Source organism: Fonticella tunisiensis, from assembly GCF_004364155.1.
GTDB classification, from domain to species: Bacteria; Bacillota; Clostridia; order Clostridiales; family Caloramatoraceae; genus Fonticella; species Fonticella tunisiensis.
In genome coordinates this window covers 90,268-106,913 of the sequence record NZ_SOAZ01000003.1, presented here as the reverse complement: position 1 = coordinate 106,913, position 16,646 = coordinate 90,268, and the positions used below count along the sequence as shown (strand labels likewise).

13 protein-coding genes and 1 riboswitch are annotated in these 16,646 nt (G+C 33.7%); of the genes, 6 read left to right on the top strand and 7 right to left on the bottom strand.

Going from position 1 to position 16,646, the window contains the following annotated elements; translation table 11 throughout:
• Positions 1-287: 287 nt before the first annotated feature.
• Both nagE and EDD71_RS02775 read right to left on the bottom strand, forming a co-directional pair.
• Positions 288-1,673, bottom strand: a complete 1,386-nt coding sequence (gene nagE, locus EDD71_RS02780; RefSeq protein WP_133627221.1) for an N-acetylglucosamine-specific PTS transporter subunit IIBC — start codon at positions 1,671-1,673, stop codon at positions 288-290.
• Between the two features lie 450 nt (positions 1,674-2,123).
• Positions 2,124-3,383, bottom strand: coding sequence for an Nramp family divalent metal transporter (locus EDD71_RS02775; protein WP_133627220.1), 1,260 nt, complete (start codon positions 3,381-3,383; stop codon positions 2,124-2,126).
• 465 nt (positions 3,384-3,848) lie between these two features.
• On the opposite strand from EDD71_RS02775, the gene EDD71_RS02770 reads away from it, so the two are divergent.
• From EDD71_RS02770 to EDD71_RS02760, 3 genes are read left to right on the top strand one after another with little or no spacing between them, the layout of a single operon-like run.
• Positions 3,849-4,493 carry a TetR/AcrR family transcriptional regulator gene (locus EDD71_RS02770; RefSeq protein ID WP_133627219.1) on the top strand — a complete coding sequence of 215 codons (645 nt, stop codon included), beginning with the start codon at positions 3,849-3,851 and terminating at the stop codon, positions 4,491-4,493.
• Positions 4,494-5,192, top strand: coding sequence for an ABC transporter ATP-binding protein (locus EDD71_RS02765; protein WP_133627218.1), 699 nt, complete (start codon positions 4,494-4,496; stop codon positions 5,190-5,192).
• Complete coding sequence (locus EDD71_RS02760; protein ID WP_133627217.1) at positions 5,192-7,435, top strand: ABC transporter permease; 2,244 nt, start codon at positions 5,192-5,194, stop codon at positions 7,433-7,435. The genes EDD71_RS02765 and EDD71_RS02760 overlap by 1 nt, the downstream gene beginning before the upstream one ends.
• Before the next feature lie 216 nt (positions 7,436-7,651).
• On the opposite strand, the gene EDD71_RS02755 is transcribed toward EDD71_RS02760, so the two are convergent.
• Complete coding sequence (locus EDD71_RS02755) at positions 7,652-9,346, bottom strand: bifunctional diguanylate cyclase/phosphohydrolase (RefSeq protein ID WP_133627216.1); 1,695 nt, start codon at positions 9,344-9,346, stop codon at positions 7,652-7,654.
• Between the two features lie 516 nt (positions 9,347-9,862).
• On the opposite strand from EDD71_RS02755, the gene EDD71_RS02750 reads away from it, so the two are divergent.
• From EDD71_RS02750 to EDD71_RS02740, 3 genes are all read left to right on the top strand, one after another.
• Positions 9,863-10,243, top strand: coding sequence for a PH domain-containing protein (locus EDD71_RS02750; protein ID WP_133627215.1), 381 nt, complete (start codon positions 9,863-9,865; stop codon positions 10,241-10,243).
• Positions 10,244-10,565: 322 nt separating this feature from the next.
• A riboswitch (cyclic di-GMP riboswitch) is annotated at positions 10,566-10,650 on the top strand.
• Positions 10,651-10,781: 131 nt separating this feature from the next.
• Positions 10,782-11,786, top strand: a complete 1,005-nt coding sequence (locus tag EDD71_RS02745; protein WP_133627214.1) for a ketoacyl-ACP synthase III — start codon at positions 10,782-10,784, stop codon at positions 11,784-11,786.
• Between the two features lie 35 nt (positions 11,787-11,821).
• A complete protein-coding gene (locus EDD71_RS02740; protein ID WP_133627213.1) occupies positions 11,822-13,357 on the top strand; it encodes a methyl-accepting chemotaxis protein in 1,536 nt (511 codons plus the stop codon).
• 572 nt (positions 13,358-13,929) lie between these two features.
• Here the strand turns inward: EDD71_RS02740 and EDD71_RS15185 are convergent.
• The 4 genes from EDD71_RS15185 to EDD71_RS02725 form a co-directional block, all read right to left on the bottom strand.
• Positions 13,930-14,073: a hypothetical protein gene (locus tag EDD71_RS15185; RefSeq protein WP_166636304.1), complete on the bottom strand. Its 144-nt coding sequence runs from the start codon at positions 14,071-14,073 to the stop codon at positions 13,930-13,932.
• 17 nt (positions 14,074-14,090) lie between these two features.
• On the bottom strand, positions 14,091-15,047 hold the full coding sequence (locus tag EDD71_RS02735) for a hypothetical protein (RefSeq protein ID WP_133627212.1): 957 nt from the start codon (positions 15,045-15,047) through the stop codon (positions 14,091-14,093).
• A complete protein-coding gene (locus EDD71_RS02730; RefSeq protein ID WP_207669262.1) occupies positions 15,028-15,714 on the bottom strand; it encodes an ATP-binding cassette domain-containing protein in 687 nt (228 codons plus the stop codon). The genes EDD71_RS02735 and EDD71_RS02730 overlap by 20 nt, the downstream gene beginning before the upstream one ends.
• 214 nt (positions 15,715-15,928) lie before the next feature.
• A complete protein-coding gene (locus EDD71_RS02725; RefSeq protein WP_133627211.1) occupies positions 15,929-16,318 on the bottom strand; it encodes a hypothetical protein in 390 nt (129 codons plus the stop codon).
• Positions 16,319-16,646 lie beyond the last annotated feature (328 nt).

Sequence of the window (16,646 nt, the reverse complement as noted above, 5' to 3'; positions counted from 1 at the left end):
GCTACAATCGAAAATTAGAGAAACTGTACCGGTACAGTTTGTTGTTGAGTGGTCAGTAGATATCTCATTAAGTCATATTTGTATTGTGAGGTGCACTACATACAGGGCTGGACTTTTAAAGCAGTACATCAGGCTGAGTGAGAAGAGCTTATGTAGGAACCAAGGGCACAGGCAAGTTCTGCAAAGATAAAAAAATCCTTTTTGTTACGCAAAAAAGCTGTTGACAAAATATGTATGTCAACAGCCTGACAGGAGTCTTTCGACTCCTGTATATAAGCTTATAAAATTTACATTATGGTCTTAATATGTGTTACAAGTGGATCGGCAATTGTACCTACGACTACCTGGAAGTTGTTTGAACCCATCCTTAGAACTCCAGTTGCTCCAAGTTCCTTAAGTCTTGCTTCGTTAACCAATGAACTATCCTTTACAGTAACTCTTATTCTTGTTACACATGCGTCAATTACACTTATGTTTTCCTTTCCACCAAGGGCCTTAAGTATTTCTGACCCCTTTTCCTTGAGTTTGTTGTTTCCAAGGTTTGAAAGCACAGCGGATTCCTCATTTATTCTTCCTGGAGTTGGCAGGTTATATTTCTTGATAACATAAAGGAATATGATGTAGTAGAATATAGCAAATATTAAACCTATTACAATGGCAAGTAAAGGTTTGCTTGCTATTCCAAAGCTTAATATATAGTCTATGAGACCAGCCGAAAATCCAAAACCTAATCTTATGCCAAGGGCTGTTGTTAATGCCAGTGATAAACCGGTAAGAACAGCATGTATAAAATAAAGAGCCGGAGCAATAAACATGAATAGGAATTCTATTGGTTCAGTTATTCCTGTTAGGAAAGATGTTAGGGCAACTCCAAGAAGCATACCGGTAACTGCTTTTCTATTTTCTTTCTTTGCAGCTGATATCATGGCAAAACATGCCGCTGGGAGTGCAAACATCATAATTGGGAAGAATCCTGTCATAAAGGTTCCTGCAGTTGGATCCTTGGCAAAGAACCTTGTAAGGTCTCCGGTTACAACTTTACCCGATGCATTTGTAAACTCACCGAATTGGAACCAAACAAAGGAGTTAAGAACATGGTGAAGTCCAAAGGGTATTAATAGTCTGTTTAGGAAGCCAAATATTCCAGCGCCTATTGCCCCGGAATTTGCAATTGCATTTCCAAAGGAGCTTATTGCATTTTGAATAAGTGGCCATACATATCCTGCCAATACACCAATGATTAGTGTATAGAAGGATGTAACAATTGGTACAAATCTCTTTCCACCAAAGAATCCTAAGAAATCTGGAACCTTAATAGCCTTATATTTGTTGTATAAATATCCTGCTAAAACACCTACGATAATTCCTGCGAGAACACCCATATTAATTTTTTCATTAAAGGTAGCTGCAACCTTTGTAAGAACAAAGTATCCAACTGCAGCTGCGAGTCCTGCCACACCGTTATTTTCCTCTGCAAGACCGATGGCGATACCAATGGCAAAAATAAGAGCAAGGTTTCCAAACACAGCATCACCCGCTGCATTCATCCATTTGATGTTTAATACGTCCTCTGCTCCAAGTCTTAGTAAAAGTGCTGCTGCCGGAAGAACGGCAACTGGAGTCATGAGTGCTTTACCAAGCTTTTGTAAGCCGGCTAGAAATTTGTTATTCATATGATTCCCTCCTAAAAATATATTTTTAATTTGATTGGATTAGGCTAATTAACAGTTTTAAAATAAAAAGAGCAGAAAGGAATTGTAATCCTTTCGCTCTTGCCTCGTTGCAACTTATATTTATAATCAATTTTATCCTAATTATAAATTATTTTATTGTTCAATGTCAATATCCAGGGAGTAACTTTTATATATCCATGGCTATATATTCAAATCACATCTTCTGCAACCATGGCTATTTGAATGGAGGTATTCGATTGTATATTCTATAAGGAATGATAGAATAGAGATATGCAGGGAGCATAACAAGGTAATTTGGGGCGAACCAGGTAGTTTGTCAAATCTAGACTGGGCAGAGGCTGATATACCGGTCTTTAATGGATATGTAGACTACATAAAGGGGAGGGGGAGTGATATTGGGCTATAAAATTCGATGGAGTCAATGCTTAATTACCTTAAATAGCTTATCAGAAGCATTATGTTAAGCGTTGTTACGATCAATCCGATTATCCAGAGATAAAGCTTTTGAAGGTTGTTGTTTGCAAACTTGCCCATAACAGTTTTAGATGATGTTAAATATATTTGAAGGAATATTGTTATTGGAAGTTGAATGCTCAAAAACATCTGAGAGTATACCAGACCATTAAAGGGGTTTTTTATAAAGAATATGATTAAAGCAGCAGTTATTAGGGTTATGCCCACTCCGGTTTTGGTATGGGAATCATGAATATCGTACGGTTCCATGAAAAATCCCGAGAAAATGCTTCCTCCAGCCATACCTGCTGTAACGGATGAGGAAATTCCAGAGAACAAAAGTGCAAGGGCAAAAACTACCGAAGCAGTATTTCCAAGCATTGGTCTAAGCATCTGTTGAGCCTGAGAAAGCTCAGTTACGCTGATGTTCTGGGTGAAAAAGGTTGCGGATGCTATTAATATCATTGCACTATTTATTGCCCATCCCGTTATCATTGAAAAAAGGGTATCCAGGAACTCATATCTCAGCTGTTTTGTCATAATAGATTCATCCTTAAGGTTCCACTGCCTGCTTTGGATAACCTCAGAGTGTAGAAATAGATTATGGGGCATTACAACGGCTCCAAGAACGCTCATTATAACAGGCATAGAGCCAGGAGGGAAGGAAGGAGTAACCCATCCGGCAGCTGCCTTATGCCAGTTTATATGAACGAGGCTTAACTCAAAGATGAAGGAAATACCTATTAAAGATACAAATCCAATAATCCATCTCTCCAGTCTTCTGTAGGAGTTAGTTAAGAGCATCCATAAAACTATGATTAATACCAGTATACTGCCTAATTTTATAGGGATGCCAAACAACATGTTGAGTGCAATTGCCCCGCCAAGAAGTTCCGCAAGAGCAGTGGATATTGCTGCCATAACGGATGATGATAGCGCAATTTTGCTTATCCAGGGTCTTACGAACTTGGTTGAAGCTTCAGACAGGCAGTAACCAGTAGCTATTCCAAGGTGGGCAGCATTGTGCTGAAGGACTATTAGCATAATGGTAGCCAGAGTTACCATCCAAAGCAGCGAGTATCCGTAATTAGAACCTGCAGCAACGTTTGAAGCCCAGTTGCCGGGATCTATAAATCCAACAGTTACTAGAAGTCCGGGGCCTATATACTTTATGAAATCGAGAGCCATAAATCTGGGTTTATGTTGTCCACTAAACTGTTTCTTCAAAAATTTCATTCTTATACCTCCTTCATATGGGATAAATAGCAATTAATAATTAATATCTATTGATAATATTATAATTCTTCAAGTTTAAAAGTAAAGTTATCTTATTCATAATTTGAAGGATTGCATAGGTTTTTACTTCTTTTTTTGATTTTATAATTGAAAAACTATATAAATCCACTGCTGCAGAAATTAAACACTGTTAAACAAAATTATTTCATTGATTTATGGCTTAAACCATAAGGCTGCAGTTATATTAACCTGATTTATAAAAATTACTTCAGATATCATCTCTCTATAATGCTTATCATATTTTAAATTATGCAAATCATATATTTTTTAATATCATATTGATTTAGAAAAATTTTAGCTCTATAATATGACTGTAAGGTCATATGACCAATAAGTCATATATTTCGATTCAAAATGTCGCTATATAGATTATGCTTATTAAACGAAGGAAAAAGGAGTGATAAAGTGCCAAAGGATACATTTTTTAATCTCAGTGAGGACAAACGGGAGAAGATAATGAGGGCTGCAATCAGTGAATTTTCGAAAAACGGTTTTGAAAAGGGAAACGTAGGCAACATTGCAAAAAGTGCCGGAGTTGCGAAGGGCAGCATGTATCAGTACTTTGAGAACAAAAAGGAGCTTTTTCTATATTCAGTGCAGTGGTCCATGGAGCTTCTTGTGAAAAAATATAATAAATACATCACCATGACAAATAAGGATGTCAATATTTTCGATTACTTTTATCAGAATAGCAAGGATATTTGGGTTCAGCTAAGGGATGAAAGGGAAGTTGTTATTTTCATTCAGGATGTATTTCTTGGTAAATACAGCAGATTTACTGATGAATCTATGGCCTGCATGATGAAATTTTCAGATGAATATATACTTAAACTGATTCAGGATGGCAAAAGCAATGGTTCTATTCGAAAGGACATAGATGATAAGCTGCTTTCTCTTTTTCTTACAGGAGTATCGTTTAAATTTAAGGAATACCTCATGAAGAAAGCGAGAATAGCAGGTGAGGATATAGTAGATGAAGATTTTGAAATGATGGAAAAGGAAATTAAAGCCATGATTGAATTATTAAAAAATGGAATGGGGGCAAAATAAATGTTTATAAAAGTAGAAAATTTGAAAAAGAGCTATAGGACTGGAGATGTGAAAACGGATGTTTTAAAGGGCGTCAAAATGAGCCTTGGTAAGGGCGAGATTGGAGTGATTCTTGGGCCTTCAGGATCGGGTAAATCAACTTTACTTAATATAATAGGTGGAATAGACCGCTGCGACTCTGGAAAAGTAACGGTGGATGACATTGAAGTTACTAATCTCACAGATGATCAGCTTACAGATTATAGAAGGGAAAATATAGGCTTCATATTTCAGTTTTATAATTTAATACCAAACTTAACTGTAGGTGAGAATATTGAAGTGGTTTCAAACATCAGCAGGTCTCCATTGGATACAGATGAAGTGTTAAAGGCTGTAGGAATGCTGGATAAAAAATATAGATTCCCAAGGGAGTTAAGCGGAGGAGAGCAGCAGAGAGTTTCAATTGCAAGGGCAGTGGTTAAAAACCCGAAACTCCTATTGTGCGACGAGCCAACAGGAGCTCTGGATTTTTCAACATCCAGAGAAATATTAAAGCTTTTGCAGCAGATCAATAGGGATTTTGGCACAACCATACTTATGATAACCCATAATACGGCTATAAGCGCCATGGCTAACAGGGTTTACAGGATGAGAAGTGGAGAAATTGTAGAGGAAATAATAAATGAAAGGATTATCCATGCAGAAAGGATTGAGTGGTAATGGTAATTAATAAAAAAATAAAAAGAACCATGATGGAAAGCAAGTCTCAATACCTGGGATCCCTAATGCTCATTATAATAAGCTGTCTTCTTTATACCATGTTTAATCAGCTAACAACTAACATGGTTAATCTGACTTCTTCCTTTGAAAAAAATTATGTACAGGAAGATGCAAGCTTTATAGCTGATAAGAAGCTTGATAACATTGAGGATTTAGAATCAAGGTTCAACATGATAATAGAAGAAACAAGGTCCATTGATTATTTAGTTTCTGAGGATAAAACCCTCAGGATATTCAGCGAAAATACAAAGGTTAATATACCTGCAATAATTGAAGGGAATAAGCTAATTGGCAGTGATATCCTAATCGACCCTGCCTTTGCAAAGGCAAATAAACTGAAAATAGGAGACAGCATAAATATATATGGCAAAGATTTAAAAATAGCTGGCTTCATGTCTCTGCCAAACTATATATATCCAATAAAATCAGAAAGCGATATATTAAACGACCCAAACAGATTTGGAATAGCGGTAATAAGCAAGGATGATTTTAATGAAATCAATAAAGGAAGCAGCTTCTATACTCTAAAATTCAATGGAGATAAAAAGGATGTAGATAATAGAATAGCACAATTTAAAGATTATTTGAAAAGTGAAAATATAATTATACTAAAATGGACAAATATTGATGAAAACCCAAGGGTAACATATGTAACCTTAAAAATTGATGGTATCAATCAAATAAGTACCTATATGCCTGTATTTATACTGCTTCTCACCTGTATATTAACAGGGATAGTAATGTGGAGAATGCTAAAAAGGGAATTTATACTAATTGGAACCCTATACGCACTTGGCTACAAAAAAAGAGAGATTGTGAAGCATTATCTAACATATCCCTTATCCATAGCACTGGCAGGTGGAATAATAGGGACAATATTAGGGGCTTTCACCTTAAGGCCCATGCTTAACTTTATGGTAATGTATTTTAATATACCAGTAGACTATGTAAGCTTTGACCTAAAGTATGTTGTAATTAGTTTACTGCTGCCCATATTCTTCCTTGGAATTTCTGGATACTTTGTTGTAAACAGGGCACTGAAATATTCCCCCGTTGAGTTAATGAAGGGTGGAAAGGAAAAGGGTAAGGTTAGCTTCATCGAAAGGAAGCTAAAGCTGGACAGGCTTAAGTTTTCAACCAAGTTTAAAGTGAGGGAGCAGCTTAGAAGTATACCAAGAAGTGTATTCCTTTTACTTGGAGTTGTTTTTGCAACCATGCTTTTGCTCTTAGGTTTTGCATCAAAAAGTTCTATGGACTTTTTGATGAAGGATGCCTATGAGGATACCTATAAGTATCAATACCAGTACATTTTTAACTCTCTACAGCATGGAGCGCCTTCAAATGGTGAAGTTTTCTCAATATCACCCTTTACATTGAAGTCGGACAGTAAAACAGGATTTTATGTTTATGGAATAAGTCCGAACTCAAAATATATTTTGCTTAAAGATAAACAAGGAAACTGGCTAAGCACTGATAAGGTTATTATCACAAAACCTCTGGCAGATAAGCTCGGCGTAAAACCTCATGATACAATAAAGGTTGTCAACAAGCTTGATTCAAAAGAATACAGCATTACCGTCGATTACATTGCTGAGACATATACAGGTGAGTACATCTATATGCCCCTTGTAGAGTTTAATGATATGCTGAAATATCCATCTGACAGCTACATTGGACTATGGAGCAGTGATAAATTAAACATATCTGAAAGCAGTTTACTAAGCATAACGACAATTGATGACTTCAAAAAGGCATTAGATTCTACGATGCAGCCCCTTAAGTCATCAATAGGTATCATGGCCTTTATATCCTTTATAATAGGGCTTATAGTCATATATGTTGTGACTTCGCTGATTATAGAAGAAAACAGGGAAAGCATATCCCTTTTGAAGATTCTTGGGTACAGAAGGAAGGAAGTGTATTCCCTTATATTAAACAGTTCTTCATTTATAGTTTTGATTGGATACATTTTAGGAGTGCCTCTGCTTCTTGTGTCATTGAGGGCAATGTTTAAGTCAGTAACAAAAAGCATGAATTTTGCCTTTCCCGTAACCATCGAATACGGCTACGTCTTTATTGGATTTGTGGTAATTTATCTTACCTACGAGTTGTCCAAGTTTTTAAGCAGGAGGAAGATAAACAGAATTTCAATGGCTGAAGCTTTAAAGGCTTCAAGAGAGTAAAAAAGAGGCGGTTAACAACGATGAATATAACCTCAATCCAGTGTTAATAATGAAAGTAGAAAATTGGATTGAGGTTATTTTAATGCCAGGAAGGTCAGAGGAAAATCATATTATACAATTTTTATATTATGAGTAGAAGCATTGGCAAAGTGGACTTTTTAAAGATGATAATGATAAGGCAAGGCGGCTCATTCTTAATAATGAACCGCCTTCATTTTATATAGCATCAAATTTATCCTTATTCTCTTCAATTATCTCTATAAATGCCCGAACAATAATCGGGTCAAACTGAGTTCCACTGCATCTTTTTAATTCTAAAATTGCATCATAGCAAGTCAGCTTACTATTATATGGCCTGTTGGAGGTCATTGCATCGAAACTGTCTACAACAGCAAGTATTCTTGCAAGATATGGTATTTCGTTCGCCTTAAGGCCATTTGGATATCCGGTACCGTCATATCTTTCATGATGGTGCCTTATTAGTGGAATTACATCTTTAAGTGATTCAACATTTTTAATTATTTCTACTCCGCTTATCGGATGATGCTTAAATATTTCCCATTCTGCATTTGTCAAGGGCGTTTTTTTAATTAAAATCCCCTTTGAAATGCTTATCTTTCCAATATCATGTAAGTAAGCTCCATATTTTAATACTTTTTTATCCTCATCTGTTAGTCCAAGTTTTTCTCCCAATAACTCTGAATACATAACTATTCTTTCAGTATGTTCATAGGTATATTTATCCTTAGAATCAATAATGCTTAGAATTGTTTTAGCAGTGGTTATTATATCGATATTAGCTTTTTCAATATCTTTTTTCAATTTATCCAGAATAGAGCAGCAACTATCCAGCCTGTTCTTATCAAATAATTTAACTCCATTTAACGCATCATCTGCACTTTCTATTAATTCCAGATGAGTTTTTCCATGTTGAGGAAATGTCGATGTACCAATCGAAACTGTAATCTTTCCCTCAGGTTGATTTTCTTTACCTTTAAACTTCCAATTTTCAATATCAAATCTAATTTTCTCAGATAATTCAGCAGCACCTTCTTCATTTGTATTTGGAAGTATAATGGCGAATTCATCTCCTTTATATCTTGTAAGAATGTCTTGCTGCCTTATATTTTTCTTTAATAAAAGGGCTATTTCCTTTAAGAGCTGATCGCCACAGTGACAACCATTAAGTTCGTTGTAATAGTTAAAATGGTTAATGTCCAATAAAATTATTGAAACTGGACGTCCTGATTTCTTGGATATTTCAATTTCTTTTTTTAGTGAGGCATGGAAGAATCTGTGGTTGTAAACTTCTGTCAACCCATCAATATTAACCAAGTGTGATAGATTTTCGCCGTATTCTCTTTCGATCTTCACATAATATCCTAATGGCCATGCAGTGAGTATGAAAACTCCTACCAAAATTAAGTCATTCTCAAAATATTTGTTTACCAGGGTTTTAGAAATGAAGCTAAGGTCAATTGCTAATATTATTAAGGATGATATAGTTGCTAAAACTGCTCCCCATTTAATACCGGACTGTATGGTTGAGGTTATAATAATAAATAGAAATAAGAATTTATACTGGCTTGTGTAGCCTCCGGATATAATAATTACCACTGAAAATATTAAAATATAAATGGAATCTTCTATACAGCGTTTTATTTTATCCTGTTTCGTTATGTAATTTCTTTTAGAAGAAAATGACCATATACTAAATATAAGTATTAATATAATAAATGTCAGCGATAAGGAAAAAACACTAAAATATTCGGTATTGCTAAAAACAACATCATTGTCGTCATTGGAAATGAGTGTAAAAACAATTATTGCGCTTAGAAGTAAGGAAGCTAATTTGACAATTGATATTATTTCGCGTATTTTCTGTTGTCTATTATACTGTAAACCTGTCATATTGTCCCCACCTACCCTGGCAAGTTAATATAAATATAAAAGATGGGAAGACCATTCTTTTATACTTTTCTACCTTTAACGTGTTTGAAAGTTTAAAAATGGTTCTAAATAAAAGTTCTGATATTGATAATTTTAACATATCGTAATTATTAATACAATTAAAGGAGTCGTTTCCTGCCCAATTTAGGCCTATATTACTAAATAATGTAAAAATAACCGTTGAACACGAAGATATGTTTAAAACCTAAAGGGATTTTTACAAACTCTATGGGGAATTGTTTCAGTTGCTTCAAGAAAGCAGATAGAAAAACACAGTGATATCTATAATGAATTCTAAAAAAGTACGACGGGATTCACAAAAGGTCCCGGGGCTTGGCGTTATAGTTTAGGTGACAGAGAATTAATTAAAAAAGCCTGTTAAAAATCAACTATTAAGATAGTACCAATTGAAGGTAATATAGATAAATATTATAAAATAGGATAAAATAGTAAATAATACAATTGGGAGGTATTGTTATGGCTGAGGCTGTAAACAAAATCTTTAACTTCTACAATGAAGTGCCTGTAACCGAGGAACTACAAAGGTTGGTTCATCCATCGGAAAAAATTCAGTTTTCAGTAAAAACAATCAGAGATGTTGCGGTTTTTACGGATAAACGTATGCTAATAGCAGACAAACAAGGTTTAACAGGCAAAAAAGTTGAGTACTATTCCATACCCTATAAAAGCATCGTTACCTATGCAATTGAAACTGCAGGGACATTTGACCTGGATTCAGAAATAAAATTAACACTTTCCGGTGGACTGAACATTGAACTTAAATTTTTCAAGGATAAAAAAATGGATAGTTTATTGTTCAAGGTTTATCATACTATAACTGAGTTTATGTTTGGGTAGAAACTATTAAATACGATTTAACCATGCAGGATGCCAATCGCTTACGATAGGCATCTTTTCTATTCTACTAAGGTTATATTTAGATCCCAGTTACATCAATATATCACATTTCAGGTGCATCATAAATAAAGGTTAAGGCTATAGAATGAAGGATGTTGATTAAATAATCTTAACACATATGAGAAAGCTAGATAAATCAGAGCTTTAACCTGGAATTAATCTTGTTTTCCAGTTTATCCGCCAACAAAATATGTAAAGATATGTAGTAATCAGTCGAAAATTCTATATGTGATGATTTACTATTTTAATATTACAACTTTATACTTAATAAGGGCAAACTTATCGAAAGGTAAGGACGCAAAGCCATGGGTCTAAGGAGAGTTTTCTAAGATAGCCAGGCTGCTAGGTATAATGCTGCTAGATTTTATGGTGGATAGTACATTCTGGGGCTATCAATTTTTGTCTAAGGGCATTATCCTCAAGAAAAAGCATAATAATTAGACCGACTTAAAAATTATCATTTATGGAGGAGATGCGTATGTTTAGAAATGTTTGTATTATAGGAGTAGGAAGTTACCATCCGAAAAGGATAGTAAACAATGAATATTATGCTAATCACTTTGAGGCCTATGGAATGAAGGAGCATGCCATTGGTTTAATGAACAAGCTGGGCAGGGAAACAAGGACCCTCGCTGAAGAACATGAAAACAGCATAACGATGAGCGTTGAGGCAGCTCAAAGGGCTCTGATAAATGCAGGAATTACTGCAAGGGATATTGATGCAATTATATCGGCATCGGACACACCAGAATATTTAACTCCGTGTTGTGCACTAATTATAAAAAATGAAATAGGAGCTGAAAATGCAGCAAATGTATTTGATATAAATAATGACTGCATAGGAATGATTACGGCAATGGATATAGCTGCAAGATATCTGAAAACCGATAAGAAATATCGCAGAATAATGGTTGTAGGAGCTATAAATATAAGCCCATTTGCAAGGGAAAATGACCTTGTTGTTTACTCATGTATATCAGACGGTGCAGCAGCCGTCATATTGGAGGTACGAGAAGAGGAAGAAGAAAGAGGAATTATAGGTTCAAGGATGTTTACTGATGATACATACAATAAAACAATAAGATTTCCAGCCTGTGGGCTTTCAAAGATCACAGATGAAAGCATCAGTTCATACGACAGGAAAATGGAATGGAACCCATTTGATTTTAGTTTTCTTTCTGATGAATGGGCAAAACTTATTACAAGTTTGCTTGGGGAGTATGGGTATACTACAAAGGATGTTACCCATTATTTTATGTCTCAGTTTTCAAAGGCCGACGTTCAATTAACGCTGGAAAAACTAGGAGCTTCATTCTTGCAAACTACCTTTGTGGGAAATAAATATGGATATACAGGCTGTGCAAGTCCAATTATGGCACTGGATGACAGATTAAAAAGAGAAAAGTTCGACAGGGATGATCTAATAGTATTCTGCTCCGTTGCCGGAGGATATACAATGGCAGCTTTATTATATAAGTGGTGATTCGAATAATTTCAATGGGGATCAGGTGATTAAATGTGGAAAAGAGAGTAAGTACAATAGAAAGTTATCAAAGGAAAACACTTAAGTTTGTTTTAACCATTTATTCCATAAGCGCTTTTTTAGCAGGTGTATTATTTATTGGGATGAAGCTTTTAGGATTGTACTATGAAATATCATGGAGAAAGCTAATCATATTAGCAGGATTAGTTGCAGTTGAATTGGCGATATTCATGACAATGTATAAGATAACAGTGAAGAATGCTGAATCTTGGAAAAAGAGATTCCCACTTTTAAAGTGTATAATCCTAATAATTTCATATACAAACTATGCTTACCTAGTTTTTATGGTTCCATCAAAGGAGCTATGGATAAGCGTTTTTTATTTTATAATATTGGGGGCATTATTCCTGGATGTAAGGATGATTACAATTTCTATAATTATAAGCATTGGATGCCAGGTAGCAGCCTTTGCCATTAACCCTTTGCTTATGCCTGAGAATCAGGTGTTTGTTCGTGAATTAATAATAAGAATTATTGACATAAGCTTAATATCCTTTGGTATATTTATTTTTACACTGTTTGCATCAAGGCTTTTAAAAGATATTGAGAAAAATGAGGAAGAACTTAAGGAAAGCAATGAAAACATTCTAAAATTGTTTAACAGGGTGTCGCACTTTGCCCAGACGCTTTTAAGTGCCAGCGAAACTTTATCGGATATCGCCGAGGAGGGAAACAACTCAATACAGGAGATAGCAAGTACAAGTGAAGATTTGAATGAAGATAGTAATGAAATGCTTGATAAGTCCAATTTGAACAGGGAAATACTTCAAAAGCTTCTTAATATCAATAAAACTGTTTCTGCAAAAATAGCAAAAACTCAGGAGGCTTCAGAGACCTTAATAAGTGTATCGAACGAAAATGAAAAATCATTGAAGGACGTCCTAGACATTATTGAGGATATAAAGTTAAGCATTGAAACTACATTTGAGGCTACAAAGATTCTTGAGGAAAAGTCAAGAGAAATGGACGATATTCTATCAATAATAAGCAGCATAGCTGATCAGACAAATCTACTTGCTTTGAATGCTTCCATTGAGGCTGCAAGGGCAGGTGAAATGGGTAAAGGATTTGCAGTAGTTGCCGAAGAAATTAGAAAGCTTGCAGAGAACAGCAGAAAATCTTTAAATGATGTTGGTAAAATTGTAGGCGAATTTAAGGCAAGAACCAACATGGTAGAGGAACTTATGACAGAGAATAATGGAAAAATAACATCAGGTAATACTATTCTAAGGAATACGGCTGAAAGTATAAACAAAATGATTGAAGAGCTGAAGTTATCTGGAGCAAACATAAAAGAAATAAATGGACTTATGTCTACTCTTCTGTCAGAAACGCAAAATGCTGTATCATTCAATTCAAATATAGCTGCCATTACAGAAAGTGCCATGAATAAATTTAAAGTTTTGAATGAATCCCTTAATCAAAATGCCGCAATGAGTGAAGAGATAGCAGCAAGTGCAGAACATTTAAGGAGCATTGCAGTAGAGATGAACGAGCTTATAAAGAAATAGGTGCCAGCTATATCATTTTTAGGGATAGACAACAATGCAATAAATTGTACCATTAAGAATGAAAACTTAACAGCAAGTTAACGATCCCTTAAAGATGCCTTTAAATTACTTAATAAATAGTTATTTCAAGGCATCTTTTTTATTAAATTAACTTGTTTTGCTAGTTCATTTTTTAATAAGCTGTGATAAAAAAATATATGAAAAGAACTATTTTAGCGAGCAACTAGAGGTTCGTAGCGAGAGGGTAGCTGACAAGCCAAAGTAGAGTTCAGGGAAAAAGAGAATGATTTGCCATTAATCGTCCCAATGGTTCTCAAAACAAAGTATAAAAACAACTCCGGTATAACCTTTATATCACTTATCTTTAGTCATTATTATCTTAACGTGGTTAAAAATAATGTTTTTAGTACTTTGGATGTGCAGGAAATTACGGTGAGATAGTGAAAAGTCGATCAGACCTTGTTTGCCTGACCGACTTTTATTGTTTCAAATGTTGCATATTTTGAAGTTCATATTCTCATGAGTCACGCATTATAGTTTGAGTGACTTTTGTACTTAACCGTCCATAGTCCCTACCTAGTCCCTATAATCACTTCTTCACTTAAGAATCCAATACTTCTATTATTAAATCCTAAATTGCCTAAAACTCCTAAAATAATAATTACCCCTATAATTATTAATAAAATGATTATAATGCTTATAATTAATTTTTTCATTCGTTTGGTATCTCCTTTTATATAAATTTACTTTGCTTTTTGGCTAAAATTAAAGATGTTGCCACGAATCCAAATGTAATAAATATAATGTAAAATACAGAAGCTCCTACGGAAACTTCAATTGGCTTAAGCAACTTGAATGTACCTTTAAAAGAATAATATTTATGTCCTATAACGCTAATAATATTTTTTAAGTCATACTTACCTAAAGACGGAATAAACATGTTATAAACAACAATTATTATTATTGGAATTACACTGCTCTTAAATATTGTTGTAAGGGTGAATCCTATTAAAGCGAATAATAAAGCAAGAAAACCGCTTAATGTAGCTGCACTGAAAATATTTTTAGAATTTGAAAAAATAGTCATATTGAACTCTGAAATAGGTATATTTTTTATAGCATTCTTATACATTAAGCTGCCAGCAAAGATACATATAGAATAACTTATAATTAAAGTTATAAGGATACCTAAAATCATTGAAAGTATTTTAGCTAATGTTACTTTATACCATTCTTCTCTAACTGCCTTAACCTTTATCGTTTTAAACTTCAAATCATAGTTTGCAATTAAAACACCATATATACCAAATATAAAGGGAAATATTAGAAAAGTGGAGAATTCTAATATCTGCCAAATTAAATACTTGGGATTATTTACAGAAATCATTCTAGATACATTATCGTAGTCGTACTTTAAAACATTATCAACTTGAACTACAGTAGTTCCATTAGGATTTTCAGTTTCTTCAACCTTAGCTTCACTTGACAAGGCTGCTTTTACATCTTGTCCGCTTTGAATATAAAAATCCTTACTGCGCTGATATTGAGCATATGAATTTTTCATATTATTCATATTTGAATATATATTAAAAACCATTATTAGAGTAATAAAAGCTGTAATAACAATTAGGATTTTTGAATAAAATTGATATTTTATTTCATTTATAACATTAAATAATATTTTCATCATATATATCCCCCAGATTTTCCTTATTTAAATCCAAATTTTCAAAATATGTTATTTGGGAATCTTTAACAATATAAAGTTCATCAATCAAATTATTATAAAAGTCAAATTGATGTCCTGTTAGTATTATAGTCATATTTTTTGACCATTCTTTGAGGCTTTTCTTTAACCCTTTCATAGACTCATAATCTAAACCATTTGAGATTTCATCCATTATTAAATATTTAGGCGAACATATCTCAACAAGAGCAATAAAAAGCTTTTTTCTCTGGCCATAAGAATATGTACTTACCTTTCGTTTTAATATATCCCCACTCAAATATTTTAGTGCAATGTTATAACATTCTTTTTTCTTTAATTTTCTGAAGTTCATTAAATCAAGATTCTCAATTCCTGAAAGATTAGTATATAAAGGAGCATCGTCATAGATTGCTAAAACTTCATCCCTAACATCTTGGAATTCCTTTTCATCAAACAAAATTTGTCCTTTGTAATTTTCAAGCTGAACCAAACATTTGATAAATGTAGTTTTTCCTGCACCATTCTCCCCCATAAGGAAAGAGATTTTATTCTCTGGAATATTTATATTTACATCCTGAAGCACCTTGTTTTTGCCATAATTTTTACTTAAATTTGTTATAGTTATCATAAAGCTATCTTTTCCTTTCAAGTACTAAAATATTATATTAAAAAGCAATTCATTATAGTAATTTACTTGGTCGTTTAGATTTATAATAAAATAATAGTTTCACTTATTCAACACTTTTTCAAAATAATGTTAAATTTATTAAGCAAACAGGAAATCTTATAGTATTTCATAAAACATGAGAAGGCATTTATACCACGCCTTCCCATTAATCCCTTAATAATAAGTATTCAAAATCTTATTCCCAAAGATAAGAGCCTGAACCATATACTCGATAGTAGTCTGAATAGTCAGTTTCATAAACAGTCACGTCTCCCCATGGAGTTACTATTCCTGCACCTATAGTTTTGTCCCCTCTGTATCTATGCATTGTTGACGTAGTTGAGATTCTAAAAATACCGTTTACTCTAGCTATATTTGGAAAGATATATCCTTTTTGTTGATATGCATAGCTAGATGAAATAGTACTTCCGTTGTAAGTCCATTCAATTATGTCTTTTGTCCACATAAGAACTGAACCTCTCTTGAATTCAACACGGCTTGTTTGTGCATAAGCAGGTATACTTACTAGGAACAGCACTAGAAGTGAAGCTACTCCTATTCTTTTAATTAATCCAATTATTTTCACTTAATACCACCTCTCAAAAGAATTAGAATATATTTAAGTAATAGTGCACAATACTCATCATTATATTACCATATTTTTGATATATTGTAAATAATTTCACATTAAATCTTTTAAAATCTTTGCATTAAATATATAACTTTGAATTAGATATTGGCAACAAGAATTACATTAAATTTCACAACAAAATTCACACATTGGTAGGTTATGGAATCGGGTATGGTTAACGCAGTTTAAACTTTCCCCCTAGATTTCTACTGATGGAACATCGAGGCTACTTAAGCTGTTATAACTGCAAATAAAGAAGAAATTAGTCAATCGAAAGAACAAC

Bases quoted from the DNA above. Each gene is read 5' to 3' on its own strand.
- EDD71_RS15185 (WP_166636304.1), bottom strand. From the start codon at position 14,073: ATGAAAAAATTAATTATAAGCATTATAATCATTTTATTAATAATTATA.
- nagE (WP_133627221.1), bottom strand. From the start codon at position 1,673: ATGAATAACAAATTTCTAGCCGGCTTACAAAAGCTTGGTAAAGCACTC.
- EDD71_RS02750 (WP_133627215.1), top strand. From the start codon at position 9,863: ATGGCTGAGGCTGTAAACAAAATCTTTAACTTCTACAATGAAGTGCCT.
- EDD71_RS02760 (WP_133627217.1), top strand. From the start codon at position 5,192: ATGGTAATTAATAAAAAAATAAAAAGAACCATGATGGAAAGCAAGTCT.
- EDD71_RS02765 (WP_133627218.1), top strand. From the start codon at position 4,494: ATGTTTATAAAAGTAGAAAATTTGAAAAAGAGCTATAGGACTGGAGAT.
- EDD71_RS02745 (WP_133627214.1), top strand. From the start codon at position 10,782: ATGTTTAGAAATGTTTGTATTATAGGAGTAGGAAGTTACCATCCGAAA.
- EDD71_RS02735 (WP_133627212.1), bottom strand. From the start codon at position 15,047: ATGATGAAAATATTATTTAATGTTATAAATGAAATAAAATATCAATTT.
- EDD71_RS02755 (WP_133627216.1), bottom strand. From the start codon at position 9,346: ATGACAGGTTTACAGTATAATAGACAACAGAAAATACGCGAAATAATA.
- EDD71_RS02775 (WP_133627220.1), bottom strand. From the start codon at position 3,383: ATGAAATTTTTGAAGAAACAGTTTAGTGGACAACATAAACCCAGATTT.